The organism is Nocardia colli (assembly GCF_008704205.1).
In the GTDB taxonomy this organism is placed as follows: domain Bacteria; phylum Actinomycetota; class Actinomycetes; order Mycobacteriales; family Mycobacteriaceae; genus Nocardia; species Nocardia colli.
The window spans coordinates 41559-65133 of sequence record NZ_VXLC01000028.1; the positions used below are offsets into that span (position 1 = coordinate 41559).

18 protein-coding genes are annotated in these 23575 nt (G+C 68.3%); 9 read left to right on the forward strand and 9 right to left on the reverse strand.

All coding sequences use genetic code 11. From position 1 onward, the window contains the following. Positions 1–161: 161 nt before the first annotated feature. Entirely contained in the window at positions 162–1886 is a 1725-nt protein-coding gene (locus F3087_RS38705) for an N-acyl-D-amino-acid deacylase family protein (protein WP_150407128.1), read from the reverse strand. Between the two features lie 197 nt (positions 1887–2083). Here F3087_RS38705 and F3087_RS38710 point away from each other — a divergent pair, with 197 nt between their 5' ends. Beyond that, entirely contained in the window at positions 2084–2800 is a 717-nt protein-coding gene (locus F3087_RS38710; protein WP_191094350.1) for a GH25 family lysozyme, read from the forward strand. A 43-nt stretch (positions 2801–2843) separates the two neighbouring features. On the opposite strand, the gene xylB is transcribed toward F3087_RS38710, so the two are convergent. Continuing rightward, positions 2844–4325 (reverse strand): xylulokinase, encoded by a 1482-nt coding sequence (gene xylB / locus F3087_RS38715; RefSeq protein ID WP_150407130.1) that lies wholly within the window; start codon positions 4323–4325, stop codon positions 2844–2846. 78 nt (positions 4326–4403) lie between these two features. Between xylB and F3087_RS38720 the strand changes: the two genes are divergently transcribed. After that, positions 4404–4907 (forward strand): hypothetical protein, encoded by a 504-nt coding sequence (locus F3087_RS38720; RefSeq protein ID WP_150407131.1) that lies wholly within the window; start codon positions 4404–4406, stop codon positions 4905–4907. Here the strand turns inward: F3087_RS38720 and F3087_RS38725 are convergent. From F3087_RS38725 to F3087_RS38740, 4 genes are read right to left on the reverse strand one after another with little or no spacing between them, the layout of a single operon-like run. After that, positions 4899–5903 carry a glycoside hydrolase family 172 protein gene (locus F3087_RS38725; RefSeq protein ID WP_150407132.1) on the reverse strand — a complete coding sequence of 335 codons (1005 nt, stop codon included), beginning with the start codon at positions 5901–5903 and terminating at the stop codon, positions 4899–4901. The genes F3087_RS38720 and F3087_RS38725 overlap by 9 nt on opposite strands. 20 nt (positions 5904–5923) lie before the next feature. Then, positions 5924–6391 (reverse strand): thioredoxin family protein, encoded by a 468-nt coding sequence (locus tag F3087_RS38730; protein ID WP_150407133.1) that lies wholly within the window; start codon positions 6389–6391, stop codon positions 5924–5926. A gap of 58 nt (positions 6392–6449) precedes the next feature. Then, positions 6450–7937 (reverse strand): FGGY-family carbohydrate kinase, encoded by a 1488-nt coding sequence (locus F3087_RS38735; protein ID WP_150407134.1) that lies wholly within the window; start codon positions 7935–7937, stop codon positions 6450–6452. After that, positions 7934–9346: an L-fucose/L-arabinose isomerase family protein gene (locus F3087_RS38740; RefSeq protein WP_150407135.1), complete on the reverse strand. Its 1413-nt coding sequence runs from the start codon at positions 9344–9346 to the stop codon at positions 7934–7936. The genes F3087_RS38735 and F3087_RS38740 overlap by 4 nt, the downstream gene beginning before the upstream one ends. Before the next feature lie 134 nt (positions 9347–9480). Between F3087_RS38740 and F3087_RS38745 the strand changes: the two genes are divergently transcribed. Then, a complete protein-coding gene (locus tag F3087_RS38745) occupies positions 9481–10446 on the forward strand; it encodes a carbohydrate kinase family protein (protein ID WP_150407136.1) in 966 nt (321 codons plus the stop codon). 45 nt (positions 10447–10491) lie between these two features. After that, positions 10492–12651: an HAD-IIB family hydrolase gene (locus F3087_RS38750; RefSeq protein WP_150407137.1), complete on the forward strand. Its 2160-nt coding sequence runs from the start codon at positions 10492–10494 to the stop codon at positions 12649–12651. Positions 12652–12656: 5 nt separating this feature from the next. Here the strand turns inward: F3087_RS38750 and F3087_RS38755 are convergent, their stop codons facing one another. Continuing rightward, positions 12657–13544: a glycoside hydrolase family protein gene (locus F3087_RS38755; RefSeq protein ID WP_223885682.1), complete on the reverse strand. Its 888-nt coding sequence runs from the start codon at positions 13542–13544 to the stop codon at positions 12657–12659. 71 nt (positions 13545–13615) lie between these two features. Beyond that, complete coding sequence (locus tag F3087_RS38760) at positions 13616–14785, reverse strand: MFS transporter (RefSeq protein WP_396897610.1); 1170 nt, start codon at positions 14783–14785, stop codon at positions 13616–13618. A 176-nt stretch (positions 14786–14961) separates the two neighbouring features. Here F3087_RS38760 and F3087_RS38765 point away from each other — a divergent pair, with 176 nt between their 5' ends. Continuing rightward, positions 14962–15723, forward strand: a complete 762-nt coding sequence (locus F3087_RS38765; RefSeq protein WP_150407140.1) for a tyrosine-protein phosphatase — start codon at positions 14962–14964, stop codon at positions 15721–15723. 5 nt (positions 15724–15728) lie between these two features. Here the strand turns inward: F3087_RS38765 and F3087_RS38770 are convergent, their stop codons facing one another. Further along, positions 15729–18014 (reverse strand): ATP-binding cassette domain-containing protein, encoded by a 2286-nt coding sequence (locus F3087_RS38770; RefSeq protein WP_223885683.1) that lies wholly within the window; start codon positions 18012–18014, stop codon positions 15729–15731. Positions 18015–18076: 62 nt separating this feature from the next. On the opposite strand from F3087_RS38770, the gene F3087_RS38775 reads away from it, so the two are divergent. The 4 genes from F3087_RS38775 (at position 18077) to F3087_RS38790 (ending at position 23396) form a co-directional block, all read left to right on the forward strand. Next, positions 18077–19060, forward strand: coding sequence for a helix-turn-helix transcriptional regulator (locus F3087_RS38775; RefSeq protein ID WP_150407142.1), 984 nt, complete (start codon positions 18077–18079; stop codon positions 19058–19060). Between the two features lie 89 nt (positions 19061–19149). Further along, complete coding sequence (locus tag F3087_RS38780; RefSeq protein ID WP_150407143.1) at positions 19150–21177, forward strand: TRAP transporter permease; 2028 nt, start codon at positions 19150–19152, stop codon at positions 21175–21177. Then, positions 21174–22169: a TAXI family TRAP transporter solute-binding subunit gene (locus tag F3087_RS38785; protein WP_150407144.1), complete on the forward strand. Its 996-nt coding sequence runs from the start codon at positions 21174–21176 to the stop codon at positions 22167–22169. The genes F3087_RS38780 and F3087_RS38785 overlap by 4 nt, the downstream gene beginning before the upstream one ends. Positions 22170–22400: 231 nt before the next feature. After that, the gene (locus F3087_RS38790; protein WP_150407145.1) at positions 22401–23396 is read left to right on the forward strand and encodes a TAXI family TRAP transporter solute-binding subunit; all 996 of its coding nucleotides are present in this window, start codon (positions 22401–22403) and stop codon (positions 23394–23396) included. Positions 23397–23575: the final 179 nt, after the last annotated feature.

Consider the following 23575-nt stretch of genomic DNA (forward strand, 5'->3'; position numbering starts at 1 on the left):
GATATCCCCGGCCACTAATTCGTTCGGCCGGGCAGGACGCTGCCGCGTAATTGATTGGGATTTGTCGGGTATATCCCGTGCGGCGATGCTATGCCGGATACCGGTCAAAACGCCGGAGTGTGGGAACTCGGCGTTTCAAACCGGCGTGTCGCGCTCGCGAACTAGACGGGTTTCAGGAAAGTCCCTGCGTGGAGGGTGGTGCCGAAGCCGGGGGCGAAGGTGCCGTATTCATAAACGACGTGCCCGCCGACAATGGTGGCGGCCACGGCCCGATCATTGCGATTGACCATCCGATTCAGTCCGGCGATACCCGGAAATGGCGTTTCGGCGTAGGCGGCGCTCGACTCGTCGAAACCTGCCGGGTCGATGACGGCGATATCGGCGCGGGCGCCCTCGTGCAGGCGGCCTGCGTCGAGGCCGTACCAGTCGGCCAGTTCGCCGGTCAGCCGATGCACCGCCGCCTCGATCGGCATGAAGTCGCGCTGCTGCGTGCGTTCGAGCATGCGCAGGCCGAAGTTGTAGAAGGCCATATTGCGCAGGTGCGCACCGGAGTCGGCGAATCCGACCTGCACGTTGGGGGAGCGTTGCAGCCGGTCGAGCACGTCGTCGCGATCGTTGGCGATAACGGTGCGCCAGCGCAGCTTCGCGCCGTGCGCGACAGCGAGGTCGAGCAGCGCGTCGGCGGGATGGATGCCGCGCTCGTCGGCCACCTGCCCGAACGACTTGCCGACCACCTCGGCCTCGGGGCAGGCCACGATCTGGGCGTCGTAGAGGTCGCGATGCCACACCCGCGGACCGTATTTCTTCGCCAGATCCTTGCGGAACTGCCTGCGGTAGGACTCGTCGGCCAGCAGCTCGCCGCGCTTCATCACGTCGCGGATGTTCAGCGCCGCGACGCCGGAGCCGAACTCCTCGAACACCACCAGATCGACGCCGTCGGCATACACCTCGAACGGCACCGGCAGGTGCTGCCACCGGAACGCCGCCCCGCCAACGATATTCGCGATCCAGGCCGCCGCGATCGCGGCCCGCGCGGTCGTGCGATCGGCTTTGACATCCATACCCGCGATCAGGGTTGTCTTGAGCGGCTTACGGAATCGACCGGCACTCTGCGCGAAGTAGCGCGCGATCTCCAACCGCGAGGTGAGATTCGGCGTGCTCTGATGAATCCGATTACGCTGCCGCAGAATCTTGTTCAGCGCCGCGTACTCGCGCCAGCTCGCATAGGTCGACGGCAGCTGCCTGGTCGGGAAGCGCACCCCCTCCAGCTTCGAGAACGAGCTGCGGATGGTGGACAGGCCGAGGAAGCCGGCATCGAGCGCGTCGGTCAGCATCTGCCGCATGCGATTGAGCTCGTCGCCGGTCGGCTGTGCCTGTGGGTCGACCGCGCGACCGAGTCCCATGACGGCGACTCGGATGTCCGAATGTCCCAGCAGTGCGGCCACATTCGCGCCGAGCGGCCGCGCGGCGAGCGACTGGGCGTAGGCGCGCGGCCCGTCCCAGTCCTTGTGTTCCTTGACCGCCGAATGCACCGCGTCCCAGGGCAGCGCCTCGACTCTGGCGAACATGTCCGCGCAATCGTCGGCCTCGGCGTACACCGTGGACAGCGAGCAGTTCCCGATCACCACCGACGTGACGCCGTGCCGCACCGACTCGCCGAGTCCGGGGCTGCCGAGCACCTCCGCGTCGTAGTGGGTGTGCACGTCGAGCATGCCCGGAATGACCCACTTGCCGGTCGCGTCGATGGTCTGCGCGCCGTCCGGCAGCGGTTCGGCGCTGATCGTGACGACCTTGCCGTCCCGGATGCCGACGTCCGCGGTGCGCGGTGGCGAGCCCGCGCCGTCGAACACCGACCCGCCGCGAAGTACCACGTCGTACCGCGTCATCTGCGCCTCCATGCCCTCCGGTATCTGATACCACCGGTAATGAGTACATGGTCGCACGGGTAGTTACCCGAGGTCACCTGTTGGCCGTAGATGGGCCTATCCATCCAGGCCGCGCGCAGAAACGAATACGAGAACGGTGGGTCGCTCGGTCCACTCGCTGTCGCGGCAGCGGAAATCATCGAGAACGGGGATCATGCATGCGCGTCGGGTCCAATACGCTGGCCGCCTTGTGTGTCGTGGCGCTGGTCGGCCTGTTGCCGTCGAGTGCGGCGCGGGCGGACATCAGCATCAAAGGCATCGACGTCGCGGCCGGCGGGGTCAACTGGGCCGCTGTGCAGAAGGAGGGGGCCGCGTTCGCCTACCTCGAGGCGACCGAGGGGCGAGATCACGTCAATGCGCCGTTCGATGAGCTGATCACCGGCGCGAGCAAAGCCGGTCTGTTCCACGGCGCGTATCACGTTGCCGCGCCCGATCTGAGCAACGGCATGGACCAAGCCAATTACTTCGTCGAACACGGCGGCGGTGGCTCGACTGCGGCTGACCAACGCACGATGCCCGGCGCCATCGTCCTGCGGGACGGTTCCAAGACGGACAAGTGCTATGGACTCGACCCCACGGCGATGGTCAGCTGGCTGGCAATGTTCGACAACACGTACATCAATCGGGCGAAGGGCCCGCACCCGGTGATCGCGACCACCGCCGAATGGTGGAAAACCTGCACGGGCGATTCCCATGCATTCGGTGCGAACCCACTGTGGCTGCTGCACTCCGCCGATACGGCCGAGCAACTGCCCGGGGGCTGGCAGGCGTATGCCCTCGTGCAGTACGAAGTCTCCGGATCCAAGCGGGGCAAGGACAAGTTCAACGGGAGTAAAGACACGCTGAACAACTTCGTCCTGCCGCAGCAGGATTGAGTGTCAGATGTTGCGGCAGTCCAACGGTCGCGACACCGATTGCTCAGGTCCTCCGCTCGTGACTTCGCCGCCGGCGTCGCGGTGCCGGAACGGGCGGCACCGCGCCGGACCTGCCGTAGAGATCCCCTTGCGCCCGCTGATATTCCGCCCGGATACGGCTGCCGATCGCCGGAGCGTCCGGCGCGGGAATCTCGGCGACCGTGCGCGCGGACCAGATCGGTGGCTCCGCCGCACCGCTGAGCGCCCACGCCGCCTGCCGGGCCGCGCCGAGCGCCACGTACTCGTTCGGCTGCGGAACGGTCACCGGCACACCGAAGATCTGCGCGGCGATCTCCGCGACCAGCGAGGAGCGAGCAGCCCCACCGATCAACAGAATTCGCCGCACCCCGGTACCTCGCGAACGCAGATGATCGAGCGCCTCGGCCATGTTGCACAGCATCCCCTCGAACGCGGCGCGAGCAATGTGGCTGGGGCGCATGGTCTCCGGACGCAGACCGTGCAAACTGCCGGTGGCATGCGGCAGATTCGGTGTACGTTCGCCGGACAGATAGGGGAGCAGCACCAGCCCGTCCGCTCCCGGCGGCGCTTGCGCGGCAAGCGATTCGAGCGTGGCGAGATCGACGCCGAGCAAGTCGGCGGCGTATTCGAGCACTCGCGCGGCATTGAGCGTGCAGACCAGCGGAAGGAACGCCCCTGTCGCATCGGCGAATCCGGCGACCGCCCCGCTGGCATCGGCACTGGGCGCCACGGACCGCGCGAAGACGGTCCCGCTCGTGCCGAGTGAAACCACAACATCGCCCTCGCCGAGCCCGAGACCCAGTGCGGCCCCGGCATTGTCACCGGTCCCCGCCGCGACTAGCGCCCCGCCCGGCGTGCGCCCGGCGACCTCGGCCGGCGCGAGCACCCGCGGCAACTCGGGCGTCCGTCCGCGAAACCCGAGCGCGAGCAGGTCTTTGCGATACTCGCAATCGGCTGGCGACCAGTATCCGGTGCCGGAGGCATCGCCGCGATCGGTCGTCGGTTCGAGCCCCGGATTCGACGGTCCGCCGCCGCGCAGCCGCCAGGTCAGATAGTCGTGCGGCAGCATCACCCGAGCGGTGCGGTCGGCCAGCTCCGGCTCGTGATCGGCCAGCCACCGCAACTTGGTCACGGTGAACGCGGCGAGCGGAACACTGCCGACCGCCTCGGCCCACGCCTGCGCCCCACCGAGTTCGAGAATCAGCTCATCGGCGGCCGCGGCGGAGCGGACGTCGTTCCACAGCAGCGCGTCGCGGACCGGATTCCCGTCGGCGTCGACCGCGACCATGCCGTGCTGCTGGCCGGCCACCGCGATCGCGTCCACCTGCTCGAACAACCCGTCGCCCGCCGCGCACAACGCCTCCCACCACGCCTGCGGCGCCACCTCGGTGCCGTCCGGATGCCGGGCCTGCGCCTGGTGCAGGATCTCCCCGGTGTCCGCCGCGCAGACCACCACTTTGCAGGACTGAGTAGAGCTGTCCACCCCGGCCACCATTGCCGCACACATACGCTCCACCTTGCACCCGAACCGTCCCCGCACGACGCAATTCGGGTATTCGATGCCCGGATCGGGCAGACTGGCTCGGTGACCGACGATCCGGACCGACCTGCCGACGTGCATGTCCGGACCGGTGCCGGAACCCCGGTACCGGAGCTGACCGACGACCTGCTCACCGAAATGCTGGACGAGCCGCCCGATCCGGAATGCCCGTTCATCGTGATCAACCGCGGCGAACACGAGTACATCCAGACCCGCCTGCTCCCCGACGGCGTCTACGAGATCGAGCACCGCGCCGACGGCTCCGACGAGCAGTTCCAGGTGTACACCCCCGACGCCCGCCTGGTCCGGGACGTCATGTGGGCATGGGTGGACAAGGACCCGTGGTGGCACGACGCCGTCGCCTGGTACCGGGTCGACCCGGCGGTCGCGGAGGTGCAGTCCGTGCTCCGGGACTTCGACGATCTGCTGGGCGGCATGGACGTGCTCGACGGCATTCAGGCGTCTATGGACGACGCCCTGGCCCGCGCCGACGAGCTGCTCGCCATGGACATCGACGAGCTGAAGGTCGAGCCCGACGAATCACCGTGACGGCACGGCCCGGTAGTACCACGCGGTGCTGGCGATATCCGAATTCTCCAGCGGCAGATAGGCATCCCCCTGCCAGCCGAGGGCCTGCACGGTGACCCGCAACTCGCGGTCGAAGCAGATGGGGTCGCGCTTGTGCCAGCGGTACATGCCGAATTGCTGGTAGGGCTCGTAGATCTGGTCCGGCGGCAGCACCTGCACCAGTCCGACGTACGGCGCGGAGTACCTGCGGTACGTGCCGTCGATGTCGAAATTCCAAGCGCCGCCGAAGTAGTCCTCGGTGCCGGTGCCGCAGAGGGTCGGGAACTCGCTGTCGCCGTCGAGGAAGAACTTGAACTCGCCCTCACCCCACCAGCCGGGGGCGTTGGGCCGCATCGCGAGGTAGGTACCGACATAACGCCCCGGTCCGGGGACCGTGTCCAGCACCGTGTGAATGGCGGGGTGGCCCAGCGGATTTCGGCGTGACCACTGGGTGTGCAGGTACCCGGCGGTGGCCGGCACGTCTTCCTCGGTGTAGGTGACCTGGTAGTACACCGGAACCGTACGGCCGGAGTGGTTTTCCAGAGTGATCCTGGCGTGTTCGCGAAATGGCATGGGCCAGTAGCTGTTCAGGCCACCGGCCGGTGCAACCACCACCATCTCCGACTCCACCAGGGCCAGTTCGTCCCAGCCGTTGCAGAAGAAGTAGCCGAGTGGCAGCTCGATGGCGGGCTCGGTCGCATCATCCCAGGAGATCCGCAGCGTGATGTCGCGCAGCGCACCACGATCGGTGGTCAGCCAGATGTGGCGGACCACGCCGGGGCCGGAAATATCGGCCAGGGTGGCGGTTTCACCGTCGTCGAGCAGGATCGACGGTGACACCTTCCAGCCGACCCCGAGGAACCGGGCCGCGTGCGCGCCGGTACCGGTGGTCGCGCGGCCGCCCTGTCCGGGAGCGCCCGTCGGGTTCTCGGCGCTGATCGACCGCGTGCGCGTGTTGTCCAGCTGCCATAGTTCCATCGGGCGCCTCCAGGGTTGGTTTACAGGCCGGGCCAGCCATATCTACTCGGGATCGGCGCGAGTCCCGCCATCCGCGAGGTCGCGCCGGGCACGGCCGGGACGACCGCACCGTACGGATCGGCCGGGGCGCCGTGCTGTTCGGCGAATTCCCGGCGGATCTTTTCCATATCCAGCCATTTGATGTTCTGGACCAGTTCTTCGAGCGATTCGGAATCGATATAGCCCGCCTCGTTGTAGACGAGCAGGCCCTCGCGATAAGCCATCAGCGTCGGATACGCGCTGACCTCCGCCGCGTTCTTCATCGCTTCTTCCGCCACGGCGTCGACCGTGCCGTGCACGATGTCGGGGTGCCGCTCCGCCGACGACTCGTACACCGGGGCGAACCGGGTACACCAGCCGCACCAGTCGGCCCACCAATCGACGAGCACGATCGGGTGGCGGGTGATGACGGCCTCGAAATTCGCCGGGGTCAGGGGGAGAGTGGGCATGAGATCCTCGTATTGATTCCGACAGAGCAACCCTGCATCCTCGCATGGCCGGCGAGGCTCAGGAAAACACCCCCTTGCGGTGTTGTTCGCTCGCGAGGAAATGGGTAATAGCAGTACTGCATTCGTACAGTTCGCGGTAGCGCCGGTAGTACGCCTCGTATTCTTCGGTGCGTTCAGGATAAGGCTCGACGGTGCTGACCACCGGATTCCAGTCCGCGGTGTCGACGCCCGCGGCTTCGGCGGCGAGGAGGGCATCGCCGAGGCAGGCGCCGATCGTCTCGGCGGGCAGTTGCTGGGGCAGGCCGGTGACATCGGAGACGATCTGCGTCCACAGTCCGCCCTTGGTGCCGCCGCCGACGGCGACCAGCCGTCCGGCTTGTCCGCCGGCCTCGGTCATCGCCGCGAGGTTGTGCCGCACGCCGTAGGCGATGCCTTCCAGGACCGCCCGATACAACTCGGCGCGTCCGTGTCCGAGAGTCAGCCCCGCGACGATGCCGCGGGCGTCCGGATCGAACAGCGGCGTGCGCTCGCCGGCGAAATAGGGCAGTACCAGCAGGCCGCGGCCGCCGGCGGGTACCTGCGCGGCCTCGGTGACGAGGTCGGAGAATTCGCCGCCGACCAGGTTGCGCAGCCAGTCGGTCACCGCGCCGGAGGTGGCCATGCCCGCGGCGAGAGTGTATGTGCCGGGCCAGGTTCCGCAGGTGCCCCACAGTCCGGGGTGCGGGCGCGGATCGGTCAGCACCTGCACCAGGAACATGGTGGTGCCGTACATGACCATCGCGTCGCCCGGCGCGCGCACGCCGACGCTGGCCGCCTCGGCCCAGGCATCGATGGTGCCGGTGCTGACCGGAAGTCCTGCGGGCAGACCGGTACTCGCCGCCGCCTCGGCGCCGATCCGCCCGACGACCTCGGTCGGCCAGGCGAGTTCGGGCAGTGGTAGACCCGGCGCGACGAGTTCGGCCCAGTCCGTTGCCCATTCGCGGTTCAGCAGGTCGTACATCGGAACGCACTGGCTCGCCGACTGATGATCGAGCACGTAGCGACCGGTGAGCCGGTGCACCAGAAAAGAACTCGCCATCAGCAGCATGCGGGTTCCGGCGGCGACCTCGGGTTCGTGGCGGGCCAGCCAGCGCAGCTTCGGGCCGACCGCTTGACTGGTGAGTGGTGACCCGGCGCGCTCGAGGACCGCATGCTCGCCGAATTCGGTGTTGAGTTCCGCTATTTCGACGGTCGCCCTGGTATCGACGCCGTAGAGGATGGCGGGCCGCAGCGGCCGGCCGGTCGCGTCGGCGGGGAGCAGGCACGGGCCGATGCCGGAGACGGCGAGTCCGTCCAGGGGGACGCCGTCCGCCGCGGCGACGAGGTCGCGGATGATCGCGACGAAGTCCGCCCACCACACCTGCTCCGCATCGTGCTCGGCCCACCCTGGATGCGGCGTCGAAACACCGTGCGCTCGTGCGGATCTGGCCAGGACCGAGCCGTGCTCGTCGGTGAGTACACCCTTCGAGCTGGAGGTACCGATGTCGACGCCGAGGAACCTCGTCACCGGACGAACTCGTCGAGGGTGACGCCGAGCAGCTCGCACGCCGCCCGCACGGCGGCCCGATGATCGCCGGGCACCGCGTGAATGTGGTTGGCGCCGAAGCGGGACAGGAAATCCTCGGCGCGAGCATCCAGCCGGGCGAACGCGTGCGGCCACTCCCAGGTGGACTGCTTCATCAGCGCTTCGTTGGTCTCCTCGTCGTAGGTCTCGAAGTCGCCGAGCATCAACTGCATTCGATAGTCGCCGTCTTTGCGGGTGAGCCGGGCCAGCGTCATGCCGCCGGGTGCGGCGAGATGATGCACCGAGGCGCCGCCGGCCGGGAAGAAGAACACCTCGGGGTACAGGTGTACTTTGGCGAGGTTCTCCGCCGGGTCCGCGCTGCGGGCGGCGAACCAGGTCGCGTGCTGACCGGAATTGCACAGATCCCAGATGTCGCGATCGGCGTGATAGTGCCGCACATCGGCGAAAAGCACCGGGGTGCCGGCGATCTGCTTGAGCAGCTGCATGGTGAGCGCGCCGTCCATGTCCGCCTCGGTGGCGCACACGTGGGTTTCCTTCGGCCCGTTCCAGTCGTACGGATCGTTGAGGAAGGCCTCGGTGATGTCCATGGTGGCGAAGTACTGGGTGAGTTCGGGTTGCCCCTTGATGCCCGAGAAGTCCAGCCGCCATTCGGCGATCAGCTCACGCACCGCCAGATACGAGCGGATCTGCCGCTCCAAGATTTCCGGCGTCAGCTTCGCGCCGTCGTAATGCACGCCCGCGGCATGGGTTTCGAGCCATTCGCGGGCCGCCTTCGCCTCGCTCGCGTCGGCCAGCTCGGCCCGCCGGACGATCTCCCACTGATCGATCTCCTCGACGTCGATGCCGAAGATCCGTTGCCACTGATCGGTATTGGCGACCGCGGTGTTCATGCCCATCGGCCGTCCGCCGAAGCGGCCGAACGTGCTGCCGCGCAGGCTCGCCACCGCCGCGGCCGCGCTCGCTTGCACGCCGATCGCCTCGATGAGCGCGGGATCGGCCGGATCACCCCACAGCCGGGTGTGCGTGCGCCCGATCTGATCGAGCGCGCCGCCCGCGGCCAGCATGCCGACCATGCCGGGCTGCACCGGGTCGATATTCGACAGCAGCAGGAGCGGACCGGGCGTCGCGCCCGCGGCGAGCATGGTGAAATGCGGGAACGCCCAGACCGCGTAGTGGAAGACGGTCAGATCGACCTCGGCGGCCGCGACGCCGCGGGCCACCGAACTCGCCAGCGCGTTGTCACTGATCGTTTCCTCGCCGCGCACCACCTCGTGCCCGGCCTGGATCAGCGCGGCGACCAAGTGGTCCTCCGTCGAGCTGATGAAGTCCGCAATGCCCGCGTGCACATAATCGCGACCGTCGGACATGCTGATTACACCGATACGGGCCATGCCGGTCCTCCGCGCAGGGTGGTCGGATAGACGGTTTGATTCAAGAAATACCAGGCAGAACAAAACAATTGGGCGGATTCGGCAAATCGCACGAGCGCCCCGGGCGGTGACGTGCGCTTTGCTAGGGTCGCCCGATGGGAACGGACCCGGTGGGGCGGGTCGATGCCACGGCCTCATCCGACAATCGGCGCGACGTGCTCGTGGTCGGCGCCTATTACGCCGACCTCGTTTTCCACGGACTGTCGCGGCCCGTTCAGCCCGGTACCGAGGTGTTCGCGCGCGGCTTCGAGCTGCTGCCGGGTGGGGCGTTCACGCCGGCGATGGCGATGCGCAGGCTGGGGCACGACGTGGTCTGGTCGACGGACTTCGGCACCGATCTGTTCAGCGCGCAGGTGCTGGCGGCGGCGCGGGCGGAGGGGCTCGACGACAGCGGGTTTCGCCTGCACACGGTGCCGGTACGCAGCGTGACCGCGGCATTGTCCTCGCCGGTGGACCGGGCGATGGTGAGTTATCAGGATCCGGTCGCGGCGTATCCGCTGGCGATGGTGTTGCGCGAACATCGTGCGCGGGTGGTGATCCTGCCGCTGTTGCAGCAGGGCGACGACGTCCTCGCCGCACTCGAGGTCGCGCATCGGCTCGGGACCCAGGTATTCATGGACTGCCAGGACGTTCCGTGCACCCTCGAAACGCCGACGGTGCGCGAGATACTCGGCCGGGTGGATATTTTCGCGCCGAACGCCGATGAGGCAGTGCGAGTGACGGGCGCTCCGTCGCTCGACGCAGCCATTGATGTTCTTGCGGGCCTGGTGAATACGCTCGTCGTCAAGCGGGGCAGTGGGGGAGCCGTCGCGGTGCGAGACGGTTTCCGGTGCGAGATCGATTCGGTCCCGGTCGAAGTCGTCGACACCACCGCCGCGGGAGATTGCTTCAACGCCGGCTTTCTACACGCTCACCTGGCCGGCCGGCCGTTGTCCGGCTGCCTCGCCACCGCGGTGGCCTGCGGCGCGGCGGCCACGACGGCCCTCGGTTCCAGTGCCGCACCGGACTTGACGGAACTGCCACAGTGGCTTGCCCGCGTGCCCCGCGCCCGCTCCTTGTGAATATTCCGGCCGACGGTGTGATGCGGTCCTGCTATCGTTGCGTAGATGGCAACCGGCGAGGGTTCCAAATCTGTTGAGCCGGAAGCGAGTTCATCCGGCAATCGCTGCTGCGGCGTCGCTGCGGGCGGTTTGGATCCCGGACGGGTCCTGGTCACCGACCTGGACGGCACGCTGCTGGGCGGCACCGACGCCGACCGGCTGCGCCTGCGCAACGCGCTGACCCGCCATCCCGAGGTCACGGTGGTCTTCGCGACCGGTCGCGGGCTCGACTCGATCCGCGAGGTGCTGCGCGACCCGCTTGTGCCACAACCACGGTGGATCATCGCCGACGTCGGCGCCAGCATCGTCGACGGGACGGATCTGACCCCGGTCACCACGCTGCAGTCACGCGTGCGCGCCGGATGGCCCGGGGCCGAGGTCGTTCGCGCCGCCCTACGGCACTTTCCGGCGTTGACCTATCAGGAAGGTGTGACCCAGGACGGCCGCTGCTCGTTCCTGCTGCCACACCCGGACCTGACCCCGGAACTGATCGATACCGTTGTGGCGCTAGGCTGCTCGTGGCAGTACTCGGCGAACACTTACTTCGACGTGCTGCCCGCGAACGCGGACAAGGGCAGCGCACTCGTCGCGCTCGCCGAAGAACACGGCTGGTCGATGGACCGGCTGCTGGTCGCCGGCGACTCGGGCAACGACCGTTCGATGTTCGGCCGCGGCGCGCACGGGGTCATCGTCGGCAACGCCGAAAGTGGTCTGCTGGCAGCGGTTCCGCTGGCGCAAGCGGCGCATCGCCCGGACCTGCCGGGTGCCGCGGGCATTCTCGCGGCGCTGCGTGAACTCGGCTGGGTCGAACCCGACTATCCGCTGGTCGTCGGATACCACCGCGCACCGGTCACCTGGACGCCGGACGGCTGGCGAACCCCGTCGAGTCCCAACGGCATTCTGCCGACGCTGAACCGCGTGTTCACCGGCGACCTGCGGGCGGTGTGGGCGGCCGGCGTCGTCATCGAACCCGATGATTCCGTGCGGCTCGACGATCACGACACCGGACTTCCGCTCGCCTTCCTGCCGCTGACCTCGGCCGAGTGGCGCGAATACTTCCATCTGGCCTGCAAGGAGGCGCTGTGGCCGGTCCTGATGTCGCAACCGCACCGATTGCGCTTCGATCCCACCGCCTGGGCCGCGTATCGGGAGGTCAACGCGCGCTTCGCCGACCACATCAGCCTCCGGGCCGCCCCCGGCGCGACGGTCTGGCTGCACGATTACAACCTGTGGCTCGTGCCGGGCCGGTTGCGCGAGACGCGACCGGACCTCCGGGTGGGCTTGTTCCACCACACACCGTTTCCCGACCCGGACGTCTTCGCCGCGCTGCCGTCCGCCGCCGAGATCCGCGACTCCCTCGGCGCACTGGACTGGGCCGGTTTCCACACCGAGGTCTTCGCCGAACGCTTCCTCGGCGCACTGGCGGACCGCACACAACCGCCCGCGGTCGGCGTTCATCCGCTGGGCATCGACCGAGCGGCCATCGAAGAGCTGGCCCGCTCTCGCCCGCTCGACCGAGGGAAACCCGGTGGACCCGTGGTGCTTTCGGTCGAACGCCTCGACTACATCAAAGCCCCCGTGCAAAAGGTCGACGCCATAGCGGATCTCCTGGTCCGCCACCCCGAACTGCGTGGCGCCCTGCGCTTCCGGCTCGTGTGCCCACCACCGGAGCCCGGCATCACCGCCTACGACGACACCCGGCAGCTGCTCGAACGCCGCATCGACGAGGTCAACCGCGCCTGGTCGTCCGGCGACTGGCAACCCGTCGAATACCTCCCGCAGTTCCTGAGCTTCCCCGAGGTCATCGACCACTACCTGGCCGCCGACGTGTTCTGGGTGACCTCGCTCCAGGACGGGATGAACCTGACCGCCAAGGAGTTCATCGCCGCCCAGGCCGCGGTGCACGGTTGCGGCGCGCTCGTCCTGTCCCGGCATGCCGGGGTGGCCGAACAACTGGCGTCCGGGGCACTGCTCACCGAGCCGAATTCACCCGCCGATCTCGTCGAAACCCTGCATCGCGCACTGCATCTCCCACCTGCACAACGCAGGCAGCGTCTGTCCTGCCTGAGTGACCTTCTCGGGCAACACAATCCGGCCGAATGGGCCGCCGAGATCATCGCGGCGATCCAGGCCGCCCGCGGCCGCGCGGCCGACCGCGCGGCCTGAACCCGCTACCGCGGCACGGCTCGCACGGAGTAGGGATCGCGGGCCGGTGGGAAGGTGAGCGTCGCGAGGTACACCCCGCCCTGCCCCCAGCCCGCACTGGTGATCCACCAGCGAACGTCGTCGTGCACCAATTCGGCTGCGTGTGAAGCGATATGGCCGACCTTGTCGCCGATCCGGAAGCAGAACGGGTTGTCACTGCGGAACACGTCGGTGCCGACGTAGTCCGGCCGCGGGCCGATGAACAGATACCACCAACCGTCCTGCTGAACGACGAACGGCGACTCGGTATTTCCCGCGTCGGTGCCCACGGTCGGATCGGTGTAGGCGATGTGCCGGTCGCCCCAGTGCACGAGATCGGTGCTGGTGCGGTAGGCGACCACATGGTTCCCGCCCGCGGGATCGCTTGTCGCGCAGTAATACATCACCCACTGATCGCCGACCCGGGCGACCATCGGGTCGCGCGCGTCGTACCCGTCGCGGAACAGCGGCCCGGAACGCCTGCGCGCCCAGGTGAACATGTCCGTGGAGGTCGCCAGATTGATCTGCACCGCGGTCCGGTCCTCGCCGCCACCGGCATAGAACATGTAGTACCGCCCGTGCGCCGCGACCACGTGCGGTGCCCACAGATGCGTCTCTCCGTATTCCGGGTCGACCTCGAGCGCCGGTGGTTGCTTGGTCCATGGACCGAGCAGCTCATCCGCCGTCGCGTGGGCGAACTCGACCTCTTCGAACGGATTCGCGGGCTCCGGATGCGTGATCCCGAACAGATGCCACCGCCCGGCCGTGTCCCGGACGATCGTGTGATCGTTGATGTACCAGGGCTCGGCCTCCCCGGCGCCGGGATCGTAGATACGCACAAAGGCGCCCGCACAGACCACATCGCGCATCGCCATACGTCTCATCATCCTCGCCCCACGGCCGATCACCCGCACTGATGCGGTTCGGGTATCGCATTGTGGCCGGTTCAGTGCCGTGGTCGCAGCGCCCCCGACCCGGCGGCGGCCAGCAGGACGAACACCACCGGAACCGCGAGTCCCACCGCCAGACCGTGGTTTTGGGCGACGAAACCGATCAGCACGGGACCGGTGAAGAAGCCCAGATAGCCGACGAAGGACACGTTCGCGATCGCCTGAGCCGGGTGCACGCCTGGAACGCCGCCGCTCGCCGCGAAGGCGAGGGGCAGGGTGAACGAGATGCCGAACCCGAATACCGCCACACCGAGCAACGCCGGGACCATGCCCCCGCTGAGCAAGGCCGCACCCAGGCCGAGCCCGGCCGCGAGCGTGCCGAGCAGGAACGGCCGCACCGGACCGAACCACGCCACGAGCCGGTCGCCGATCAGCCGTCCGGCGAACATCGCCCCGGCGAACAGCGCGAACCCCAGCGCCGCGACCGACGTGCTGGCGTGCGTCTCGTCGCGCAAGTAGACCGCGGTCCAATCGTTGGCCGCGCCCTCGGCCATCGCCACGCAGGACGCGAGCAACCCGAGCACGATCAACCGGACCGGCCAGCGCCGCGCCCGGCCGCGCGGGCCCGACTCGCGCCGCGCCATGCGGTCGGTGGACGACGGCAGCATCCCGCGCGCGCCGAGCACGGCCGCCACGACGACCAGCGCACTGACACCGACGAAGTGGGCGGTGAGCGGCACGTGTGCGCGCTCCACCGCGGCGCCGACCACCGAACCGCCGATCATGCCCAAGCTGAAGCAGGCGTGGATGCCGGACAACAGCGGCCGTCCGCTGGCCTGCTCCACGGCGACGCCGTGCGCGTTCATGGCGACGTCCACGACGCTGTTGACCACCGCGAAAACGAACACCGCGGCGGTCAGCGCGGCCAGATTCCGGCCGGCCAGCAGCCCGGGCAGGCAGAGCGCGAACAGCGGCACCGCCGCCTGCAGGGTGGCGCGACTACCGAACCGCAAGGTGACGAGCTTGCCGAGTTGCAGCCCGAGCACCGCTCCGAGGTTCATGCCCGCGAATGCCGTTGCCAGCCCGGCTTCGTCGAGGCCGAGCTGATCCTTGACGGTGGGTGTGCGGGAAACCCACGTCGCGAACAGCGCCCCGCTGAGCAAGAAGGTCGACCGGACCGACCACAGCGCTGCCCGCACGTCGGTGGATGGGCCCGAAGTCAGCATAGGCACGCGGCTCGCTCCTTTCGCTGTGCGCCCGGTCGTGACCGGGGCGCGAATCAGCCAGCGAAACACGAAAATGAGAGCCCGGCAACACGTTTACGCCATGCGTGTGATCGCCGCGGCTTAAACTGGTTGGGCGGGTTCGGATAGCGTCGATCCGGGTCCCGCAGAGAGTTGCCATGCATACCGATCTCAACCCGCGCCGGTGGGTGGAGTTCGCGGAGATCGACAATGTGCGCGATCTCGGTGGCCTACCCGTGAATGACGGCGGCACAACCCGTTTCGGGGTCGTCTATCGCTCCAGCACGCCGCAGCAAGTGTCCGAAGCCGATCTGGCGCAGCTGCTCGGTCCCATGGGTCTGCGGACCCTGGTGGATCTGCGCACCACCGCCGAGGCGGCGCAGGAGGGATACGGCCGGCTCGCGGAAAGTGCTGTGCGCCTGGTGAATCTGCCCGTGTGCACATCGACGAGCGCGGCCGCGCCCAGCGAGCTCGGGTCAGATGCGCACCCGCTCGACCAGTGCGGGCTGTATCGCGAACTCCTTTCCGGCAGCGGCGAATCCATGGTCGCCGCCGCCCGCCTCATCGCCGACACCGGCCGCCATTCGGTCGTCTTCCATTGCGCCGCAGGCAAAGACCGCACCGGCATCCTCGCCGCCGTCCTGCTCGATGCCATCGGCGTTCGCGCCGAAGCCATCATCGCGGACTACGTACTCACCGCCGAGCGCATCGTCGCGATCCGCGCCCGGCTCGCCACCATGGTCTCCTACCAGGGTCTCCCGCGGCTGTCCCGGTCCGGCATCTTCGCCGTCGATCCGGCGCCCATGCGCCGCTTCGTCGCCGGCTTGCGCGCCGAGTACGGCGGGGCGGCCAACTGGTTGCGCGCGAACGGCCTGACCGCCGCCGAGCTCGCCGAACTGCGCCGGGTAATGGTCGAGTAACCGGCCTATGCCGCGTCGGTCAGGCTGCGCCGCAGGTAGTCGGCGGTGATCGAGTTCGCGTCCGCGAGCAGCGCGGCCGGCGTTCCGGCGAACACGATCTCACCGCCGTGCTTGCCGCCGTCCGGACCGAGGTCGATCACCCAATCCGCGCGTTTGACCACGTCCAGGTCGTGCTCGATGACGATCACCGTGTTGCCCGCGTCGACCAGCCGGTCCAGCAGCGCCATCAACGTGTCGACATCGGCCATGTGCAGGCCGGTGGTCGGCTCGTCGAGAACGTAGATCCCGCCGCTGCGGTGCAGGTGATCGGCCAGCTTGATCCGCTGACGTTCACCGCCCGACAGCGAGCTGAGCGAACGGCCGAGGGTGAGATAGCCGAGCCCGACCTCGTTCAACGACCGCAACGGCGTGCGGATCTTGCTGTCGGCGTTGCCGTCCCAGAAGTCCAAGGCCTGCTCGGCGGTCATGTCCAGCACGTCGGCGATGGACGCGCCGCGCACCGTGTACGGGAGCACCTCCGGCCGGAAGCGCCGGCCGTGACAGGTCTGGCAGACGGTGGTGATCGGATCCATATAAGCGAGGTCGGTGAAAATAACGCCCGCGCCGCCGCATTCGGCGCACGCACCCTCGGAGTTGAAGCTGAACAGTCCCGGCTGCACGCCGTGCTCCCTGGCGAACAGCTGCCGCATCGGGTCCATGATCCCGATGTAGGTGGCGGGGCTCGAGCGCCGCGACGCGTGAATCGCGGACTGGCTCACCGCGATCGCGTCGGGGTGCGCGGCCAGGAACGCCCCGGAGACCAGCGTGCTCTTGCCCGAGCCCGCCACCCCGGTGATCGCGGTCAGCACGCCGGTCGGGAACCGCGCGGTGACGTTCTTCAAGTTGTGCAACGCCACGTCGGAAACGGTGAGCCACCCGGTCGGCGTGCGCGTGACCTCCTTGACCGGCGATACCCGGCGCAGCAGCTCGCCGGTCAAAGTGCCCGAGGCGCGCAGCTTTTCGACCGTGCCCTGGAACTTGACCTGCCCGCCGTGCGCACCCGCGCCGGGACCCATGTCCACCACCTGATCGGCGATCTGGATGACGTCAGGGGAGTGCTCGACCACCAGCACCGTGTTTCCCTTGTCGCGCAACAGGATCAGCAGATGGTTCAACCGGCCGACGTCGCGCGGATGCATGCCGACGCTCGGTTCGTCGAAGATGTAGGTCATGCCGGTGAGGCTCGAGCCGAGGTGCCGAACGACTTTCAGCCGCTGCGCCTCACCGCCGGACAGCGACGAGGTCTCCCGGTCCAGCGAGAGGTAGCCGAGCCCGACCTCCTCGATCCGGCGCAGCCGTTCGATGGCGGCGCCGGCGATCACCGAGGCCATCGGATCGTCGATCGCGCCGAGCACCTCGATCAGATCCGACACCTCGAACCGGCCGTAGTCGGCGATGCCGAGCCCATCGATCCGGCTGGCCAGCGCGGCCTGACTCAGGCGCGCCCCGCCGCAGGACGGGCAGATCTCCTCGGTCACCACCTCTTTCGCCGCCGCCCGGTTCTTGTCCGACAACGAGTCGAGATCGCGCTTGATGTACAGGCGATCGAACCGTTCGAGCAGCCCCTCGTACGCATTGCTCCCCATGCCGCCGGTCTTGTTCGGCCGCGGCACCCGGAAGCCGTTGCCGCGCAAGAACAGCTGCCACTCCTCGGCAGTGAACTCACGCAACGGCTTGTCCGGATCGAACAGCTGCGACTGCGCGTAGAGCTGCCATTGGAACGTGCCGATCGCGAACGGCGCGAACGTGATCGCGCCCTCGTTGAGCGACTTGCCGGTGTCCAGCAGCTTGTCCAGGTCCGGCCGCACCACATGCCCCAGCCCGCCGCACTCCTGGCACATGCCGAGCGGGTCGTTGAACGAATAGCTGGTCGCCTCACCGGCACTCGGCTCGCTGTGCCGGGAGAACAGCACCCGGATGATCGACTGGATGTCGGTCATGGTGCCGACGGTGGAGCGCGAGTTGCCGCCGATCGGCCGCTGATCGACCACCACGGCGGGCGCCAGGTTGTCGATCGCGTCCGCCTCGGGCCGCTCGTACTTCGGCAGCCGATTGCGGATGAACCAGGTGTAGGTCTCGTTCAGCTGGCGCTGTGACTCGACCGCGACCGTGCCGAACACGATCGACGATTTCCCCGAGCCGGACACCCCGGTGAAGACCACGATCTTGCCCTTGGGGATCTCCAGCGTGATGTTGCGCAGGTTGTTCTCCCGGGCGCCGACGATCTGGATGGTGTCTCGCTCTGCATTCACGACAACCACGCTATGCGGCAATGAGGTCAGGATCAGTCCTCATTGCGCGTCATACTGAAACGGTGACCGAGACCGCCGCGCGGCTGCTGCAACTGCTGGCGCTGCTCCAGACCCGCCGCGAATGGACCGGCCCCGAGCTGGCCGATCGCCTGGGCGTCACCGTGCGCACGGTGCGCCGCGACATCGAACGGCTGCGTGAGCTGGAGTACCCGGTGCACGCCAGCCTCGGCTCGGTCGGCGGCTATCGGCTGGAGGCGGGGACCGATCTGCCGCCGCTCCTGCTCGACGACGAGGAGGCGGTCGCGATCACCCTCGGCCTGCGCAGCGCCGCGCAGGGCTCGGTGGCGGGAATCGAGGAGTCGGCCGCGCGGGCGCTGGTCAAACTTCAGCAGGTATTGCCGTCGCGGCTGCGCGGGCGGGTGGACGCGGTCGATTCGGCGACCGTCTCGCTCGGCGGGCCGGCGGCGGGGCCGCGCGTCGACCCGGAAACCTTGGTCGTGCTGGCCGCCGCGGCCCGGGACGGCGAGCGGATTCGGTTCCGCTATCGCGACAAGAGCGACGCGGAGACCAAGCGATTCGCCGAACCACACAGCCTCGTCTCCGCGGGCCGGCGCTGGTATCTGGTCGCCTGGGACATCGACCGGGCCGACTGGCGGACCTTCCGCCTGGACCGGATCGACGCGCCGTTCCAGACCGGAGTGCGGTGCGCGCCAAGGGAATTGCCCGCCGAAGACGCCGCAGCGTTCGTCACCGGTCAGTTGACGCAGTCGCGGCCGACGCGCAACGTGGTGTTCCTCGTGCACACCTCCGCCGAGCAGTTGGCCGAAACCTTCCGCGTGCGACCGGAAGAGGTCGAGCCGATCGACGATCACAGCTGCCTGATCCGCACCAGCGCCGACTCGCTCGAATGGACCGCCGTCCGGATCGCCCACCTGAACGTGGAATTCGAGGTCAAAGAACCGCCGGAGATGCAGCGCCTGCTGCACGAGGTCGGCGCCAAACTTCTTCGCGCGGCAGGGAATCCGCAGGTGGCAAGCCCGGACTGACGACGAGGGCGGGCCGCGGTCGAAGAATGACCGATTCGCCTGTTTTCAATACCGGTATACGACCGGTCGTGCGTTGCTATCGTTCCGCCATGTCGAACAAGGCGGGCGATCGCCTGGAGTCCGAGGCGCCCGTAGAGGATCGGCCCACGCTGCTGGAGGTCGATGACGAGGAGCGGCCCGCCCGGGTATTGACCGGCTGGGCCGAGCGGGTAGTCGCGGTGGTGTCCTTCGCGGTCGCGATCCTGGTGGTGTGGCAGGTCTTTCGGCCGTTGCCGCAGGGGAGTCAGTACTACCTCGTCGTATTCCTCGCGGCGACACTGCCGTTGGTGTTCCTCGCCTACCGCTCCGGCCTGCGGTTTCTCGACCGAGGCGACGGGCCAGGCGTTTTCGATTGGCTGCTGGCCGTTGCCGCCGTGTTCGTGTGCCTCTATCCGGTGCTGCCGTTCTCGATCGGTTCGGGCGGCGGCGGATACAACGCCTTCTTGGATCGGCAGGGACTGCTGGATCCCGTCGACGTCGGCATGGGCGCGGTGCTGCTGGTCCTCGTCCTGGAGGCGTGCCGGCGGACCACGGGCTGGGTGCTCGTCGCGGTCTGCCTGGTGTTCGTCGCGTACGGGTACTACGGCGGATTCCTGCCGCAGGACTGGACAATCGCGCACGCGGGCTTGGACTTCGGGCAGATCGTCGACGCGCTTTACAACTCGGGCAGCGGGTTCTACGGCACGCCTCTGGATGTCGCGGCCACCTACATCGTGCTGTTCACGCTGTACGGCGCGGTGCTCGAATTCTCCGGCGCGGCACAGTTTTTCGTCGACCTGTCGGTAGCCGCGTTCCGGCGCTCGCGCGGCGCGGCCGGCCGGACCGCCGTCGCTTCGGGATTCCTGCTCGGCACCGTCTCGGGGTCCGGTACCGCGACCGCGGTGACCATCGGCGCGGTCACCTGGCCGATCCTCAAACGCGCCGGTTACCCACCGGAGCAGGCGGGCGGCATGCTCGCGGCGGCCGGCGTCGGCGCGATTCTCTCGCCGCCGACCCTGGGCGTCGCCGCGTTCATCGTCGCCGAGTACCTCGACGTGTCGTACGTGACGGTGCTCGGCTGGGCGCTGATTCCGACGCTGCTCTACTACCTCGGCATCCTGCTCGCCGTCGAGATCGACGCGCGCCGGCTGGGCACCAAACCGGTGGAGACGGACGGTGTCTCGGCCTGGCGGTTGCTGCTGCGCTTCGGCTACCACTTCCTGTCGCTGATCGCGATCGTCGTGCTGCTGTTGCTCGACGTCAGCGCCACCAAGGCGGTCGTCTACGCGACCGGCCTGGCCTTCGTCCTCGCCTTCTTCGACCCGCGCACCCGGGACACCGCGCTCTCGCCGCGACGGGTGTTCCATGCGATCGGCAGCGGCGTGCGGGCCGCGCTGCCGGTGGTCGCGGTGTGCGCCTCGGCGGGCGTGATCACCGCGATGACCACCAAGACCGGCCTCGGCGCACAACTCGCCTCGCTACTGGTGCGCGCGGCGAAGTCGTTGTCCGACAACCACACCGTGGTGCTGGCCTGCACCGTCGTGCTCGCCGCGATCGCCCTCGCCCTGCTCGGTCTCGCGGTGCCGGTCACCGCGTCGTTCATCATCGGCTGGGCGATCATCGGCCCCGCACTGCTCGCGCTCGACGTGCCGCCCCCGGCGGCCGCGATGTTCGTCTTCTACTACTCCGTGCTCTCCGAGGTGACCCCGCCGACGGCACTGGCCGCGGTCGGCGCGGCCGCGGTCACCGGCGCGCGCACCGTGCCGACCATGTGGCAGGCGCTGAAATACGCGCTGCCCGCGTTCCTGGTGCCGGTCGTCTTCGTGCTCACCGAACCCGGCGAATACCTGCTCGGTCGCGGCCCGGTGCTCGGCATCCTGTGGACCACGGCCGTCGCCTGCGTCGGCGTCGCCGCCCTCGCGGTCGCGACCGGCGGCTGGATCCTCGGCGTCGGCCCGGCGAAACCGCCGGCCAGGGCGCTGGCCGCGATCGGCGGTCTGTTGCTGCTGTACCTGGAGACCGGCGCGCTCATCGCCGGAATGGTCGCACTCGTCGCGGCCGTTGGGATCACTCTGCTCGCTCGAAGGAGGACGACATGAGAAGAGTCGCCGTAGTTTTCGCCGTCGCCGCGGTATCGGCCGGACTGCTGACCGGATGCGGGGGTCGCCGGGACGCGCCGCACCACGACGCGGGTGGCGCGATCACCTGCGAGGTGGCGCAGGAGACCCGGGTCGGCATCGCGACCGGCAACGCGACGGGCGTGTACTTCGCGCTCGGCAACTCCTACGCCGACCAGGTCTCCCAGGCCACCAACGGCAAGGTGAAGGCGACCGCGGCGGAGACCGGCGCGTCCGTGCAGAACATCCAGCAGCTGGTCGCCGGCACCTACCAGGTGGCGTTCTCGCTCGCCGACACCGCGGCCGACGCCGTGCTCGGCGTCGGCAGCTTCGACGGCAAAAAGCAACCGGTGCAGGCACTTTCACGGCTCTACCCGAACTACACCCAGGTGGTCGCGCGCACCGGATCGGGCATCAATTCCGTCGCCGACCTGCGCGGCAAGCGCGTATCGACCGGCTCGCCCAAGTCCGGCACCGAGGTCATCGCGCAGCGCGTCCTGCAAGCCGCCGGCCTGAACCCCGACAGCGACATCTCCGCCCAGCGCCTCGACCTCACCAAAACCGTCGACGGGATGAAGGACGGCTCCATCGATGCCATGTTCTTCTCCGGCGGACTGCCCACCCCCGGCATCACCGACCTGTTCACCTCGGCCAAGGACAAGGTCCGCTTCCTCGACCTCACCGACCAGCTCCCCGCCATGCGCAAGGTGAGCCCTGTTTATGAGGCAGGCACCATCCCCGCCGCCACCTATGGCCTGTCCGCCGATGCGAAAACCATCGTCGTCCCCAACGTCCTGCTGGTCCGCGACGACCTCGACGCCAACCTCGCCTGCGTCCTCACCAAGGCCCTCTTCGATCGCAAACCCCAACTGGAACAAGCGAACTCCGCTGCCAAGGACATCTCCCGCGACAACGCCCGCAAGACCGACCCGGTCCCGCTGAACCGCGGCGCCGACCACGCGTTGACCAAGTAGGCGGCCGCTGTCCCTTTGCTGCCCGGCTGAAAAACGACCGGATACCAACGTTTTTCATTAGCTGAGCGGGTCGCGTTGATATCGTCACGCCTTGTCTGCCACGGCCGTCGGACGCAGTCGTCCGCGGTGGTGGTGGACGAGGTGGAGCTGCCCGCATGGGCGTCGAGTTTGGTGGGCGAGCGGGTTGGTCGCGGCCGGTGTGGTCGTCCGGCCCGCTCCAGGGAGGACGAGATGAGAAGAGTGGCGATCGTTTTCGCCGTGGTGTCGGTGTCGGCGGGGTTCGTCGCCGGCTGCGGGCAGCGCCAGGCCGGGCCGCCGACCGACACGGGCGCTCCGGTCACCTGCGAGGTCAAGCAGGGGACCAAGCTCGACATCGCCACGGGCAACGCGACCGGCGTGTTCTCCGCGCTGGGGACCGCGTTCGCGGATCAGATCGCGCTGGCCACCGACGGCAAGGTGACGGCGACGGCCGCGGAGACCATGGCGTCGGTGCAGAACATTCAGGACCTGGTGGCCGGCAAGTATCAGGTGGCGTTCGCGCAGACCGACACGGCGGCCGACGCGGTGCTCGGCATCGGCACCTTCGACGGGGACAAGCAGCCGGTGCAGGCGTTGGCGCGGCTGTACCCCAGCTACACCGAGGTGGTCGTGCGGGCCGACTCCGGCATCACCTCCATCGCCGGGCTGCGCGGTAAGCGGGTCTCGACCGGTTCGCCGAAGTCGGGGACCGAGATGCTGGCTCGGCGCATCCTGCGGTCGGGTGGGCTGAACCCGGACAGCGATATCGCGGTCAATCGCCTGGATCTGACCAAGGCCGTCGCCGGGATGAAGGACGGCTCGCTCGACGCCCTGTTCTTTACCGGCGGCCTGCCGACGCCCGGACTCACGGAGTTGTTCAAGTCGGGCGGGGACAAGTTCCGCTTCCTCGATACCTCGGAACAGCTGGCCGGCATGCGCATCCTGAACCCGGTCTACGAGTTGGGCGCCATCCCCGCCGCGACCTATGGACTGTCTGAGGATGTGCCGTCCATCGTGGTGCCGAACGTGCTGCTGGTCCGCGACAACCTGGATGCCGATGTGGCCTGCGTGCTGACGAAGGCGCTGTTCGATCGGAAGCCTCAGCTGGAACAGGCGAACGCCGCGGCCAAAGGGATCGTGCGGGACGCCGCGCGGGAGACGAACCCGGTCCCGCTGCATCGCGGGGCGCAGCACGCGCTGGCCAACTGACGGGGGCTGCCGGAAGGCTTGCCGGGCTCGGTCGAGTGAAGTCTTCGTGGTCTGAGTCACATTCGTGTGACTCCGGCCGATCCTCGGCCGATGCCAGGGGCCTTGACCTGCGAATTCTCGGGCTGCGCAGGCGATTTGACGTGGCGTTCCGCGACACGTAACTTAGTTCGAGTCAGAGC